Source organism: Pedobacter sp., assembly GCF_045628745.1.
Taxonomy (GTDB): Bacteria; Bacteroidota; Bacteroidia; order Sphingobacteriales; family Sphingobacteriaceae; genus Pedobacter.
This window is the reverse complement of record NZ_JAZQPU010000047.1, coordinates 1-2,549: the sequence shown is the minus strand read 5'-3', so window position 1 is coordinate 2,549 and position 2,549 is coordinate 1. Positions and strand designations below refer to the sequence as shown.

Here is a 2,549-nt window from a genome sequence, read left to right as displayed (position 1 = left end):
TAAAAGAACCATTTATCCTTCTTTTCCTGTCGCCGTAGAATATGAAATTACTGCTCATGGAATGTCGCTGGAAAAAGTACTGGATGAACTTCATTATTGGGGACTGGCACATCGGGAAACCGTTATTAGCACACTCGTAGGATCCAAGTAAGGATGAGTCCACGGTGAGTCCACCATGAGTCCACGGTCAGTCCACGTATTGCCGAACAAAGTGTGGACTGAGTGTGGACACATGGTGGATTGGATGCGCTGTCATAGCAAGGTGTCACTTTCTTTTAAAGAGCTGTTCGTTATCTTTTGTCTATCATACCATAAAGATAAATTTTAATTAAACTAAACACCACCTTGCATGATCTCTCTGGTGGTTTGCCTTATCAAACCTATACTATCAGGATCGCCTTTAAGCAAGGCTTTACTGTAATTCGACATTTGCTCCATGGTGATATGTGGAGGCACAATAGGTACGTTAGGGTCAACTAATACATCCAGTACCATTGGGCGATCTGCGGTAAGTGCTTCATCAAGGGCTGTGGATATGTCTTCTGGTTTTTCCACGCGGATGCCCCCTAAGCCTAAAAGTTCAGCAAATGCAGCATAAGGTACATCGGGGATATCCTGAGATGCTTCAAACTTAGGTTCGCCGGCCTGCATGCGCTGTTCCCAAGTTACCATGTTCAGGTCGCGGTTATTAAGCACAATAATTAACAGTCTTGGATCTGCCCATTCCTGCCAATACTTTGAGATAGTGATCAGTTCATTCATACCGAGCATTTGCATAGCGCCATCGCCGACAATGGCAATAGGAATCCGATCTGGGTAAGCGAACTTTGCAGCGAGTGCATAAGGAACAGCGGGACACATTGTTGCCAGCGTGCCTGATAAGGAGGCCATCATTCCCTCCCGTATTTTGAGGTTGCGTGCATACCAAAATGCAGAGGTACCTGAATCAGCAGTAATTATACAACGATCTGGCAATTTAGGCGACAGCTCTTGCAATACCCTTTGGGGATTTATAGGATCGGCATCCTGCTTGGCCCTATCTGCTACGGTCTGCCACCAGGCCTCCATGTCTTTTTCAATTTTTTCCCTCCATGATCGGTCCTCTTTATACTTAAGTAAAGGAAGGAGCGCCTGCAGAGTACTTTTACTATCGCCCAGCAAATTGACTTCCATAGGGTACCGTAAACTTAGCATGCGGCCATCAATATCAATCTGCACGCCCCTAGCCTTCCCCGGCTCAGGTAAATACTCGGCGTAAGGAAAACTGCTTCCGATCATCAAAAGGGTGTCGCAACCCTCCATCAACTCCCAACTGGGTTTGGTACCCAAGAGACCAATGGTGCCTGTTACATAGGGCAAATCATCTGGCAATACTGCCTTGCCCAATAAGGCTTTGGCTACCCCTGCTCCTAATATTTCGGCAACCTGTTTTATTTCATCGACGGCGCTGAAAGCTCCCGCACCAACCAATATAGCAATTTTTTTGCCTTCATTGAGCAGCACTGCTGCCTGCTGCAAATCATTTTCTTCAGGTATCACGCGTGCGTTGGCATAGCCTACACCTGTAAAAACACTGCCATGCTCTTGAGGTGGCTCTTCAACAGCTTTTTCTTCCTGCACATCATTGGGAATGATGACTGCTGTTACTGTACGTTCGGCATGTGCAATGCGGAAAGCCCTGTCTATGACCTGCCTCGCCTGTGCAGGATCTGTGATCATCTGGATATATTCAGCAGCAACGTCTTTATAAAGCGATAATAAGTCAACCTCCTGCTGGTAATTGCTGCCCATTGATATGCGTTTCTGCTGGCCAACAATAGCTACCACCGGCTGATGGTCAAGCTTGGCATCATACAGACCGTTGAGCAGGTGAATAGCCCCCGGACCTGAGGTGGCCATACAGACACCTACCTGGCCCGTAAACTTGGCATGTGCACAGACCATAAAAGCCGCCATTTCCTCATGCCTGGTCTGGATAAACCTTATTTTTTCTTTGCCCCGGTTCATGGCACCAAGTAAACCGTTAATACCATCACCTGGGTAGCCAAACACACGGCTTACCTGCCATTCAGTTAAACGCTTTACAATAAAATCGCCGACATTCATATTAGAATAATTTGATTGTTAAATGATGATAGTGGCTTGTAATATAAGGAAATAGCAATTACAAAGGTTAAACATTCTACGGTAACCTCCGGTTTTAGAAATAAAAAATTAGAATTTAAGCGCTGCTGATTGATACACTTTAGGTATTGGAAAATGTTGCCTGTAAATTACGATTTATACCGTTTTGATAAGTAATAAATTCATCAATTCAGGTATAAATCAGTCAAACATTAAGCAGTCATAGAAGTTAATAAATGAATAAAAATACAGCTATGCAAAGTAAAACCAGTAAAACTATCGCGTTGCTCCATTACTTGCCACAATTTTTGGTGAAGTTATTGATGTTTGCCATGATGACACTGGCCTTATCCTGTACCTCGGGGAAAGATAACCCAGTCGATTCTCATCCGGGAAGTGGCTCTATCAAAGGGGGGCCTGATACG

At 44.8% G+C, this 2,549-nt stretch carries 3 protein-coding genes; 2 read left to right on the top strand and 1 reads right to left on the bottom strand.

The window, feature by feature from the left end; all coding sequences use genetic code 11:
* Positions 1 to 10: 10 nt before the first annotated feature.
* Complete coding sequence (locus tag ACR2F7_RS02055; RefSeq protein ID WP_432711948.1) at positions 11 to 151, top strand: winged helix-turn-helix transcriptional regulator; 141 nt, start codon at positions 11 to 13, stop codon at positions 149 to 151.
* Positions 152 to 333: 182 nt separating this feature from the next.
* On the opposite strand, the gene ACR2F7_RS02050 is transcribed toward ACR2F7_RS02055, so the two are convergent.
* Complete coding sequence (locus tag ACR2F7_RS02050) at positions 334 to 2,106, bottom strand: thiamine pyrophosphate-requiring protein (protein WP_432711947.1); 1,773 nt, start codon at positions 2,104 to 2,106, stop codon at positions 334 to 336.
* Positions 2,107 to 2,360: 254 nt separating this feature from the next.
* Between ACR2F7_RS02050 and ACR2F7_RS02045 the strand changes: the two genes are divergently transcribed.
* Positions 2,361 to 2,549: hypothetical protein (locus ACR2F7_RS02045; RefSeq protein WP_432711946.1), on the top strand; the 189-nt coding region annotated here is incomplete at its 3' end.

Bases quoted from the DNA above. Each gene is read 5' to 3' on its own strand.
- ACR2F7_RS02050 (WP_432711947.1), bottom strand. From the start codon at position 2,106: ATGAATGTCGGCGATTTTATTGTAAAGCGTTTAACTGAATGGCAGGTA.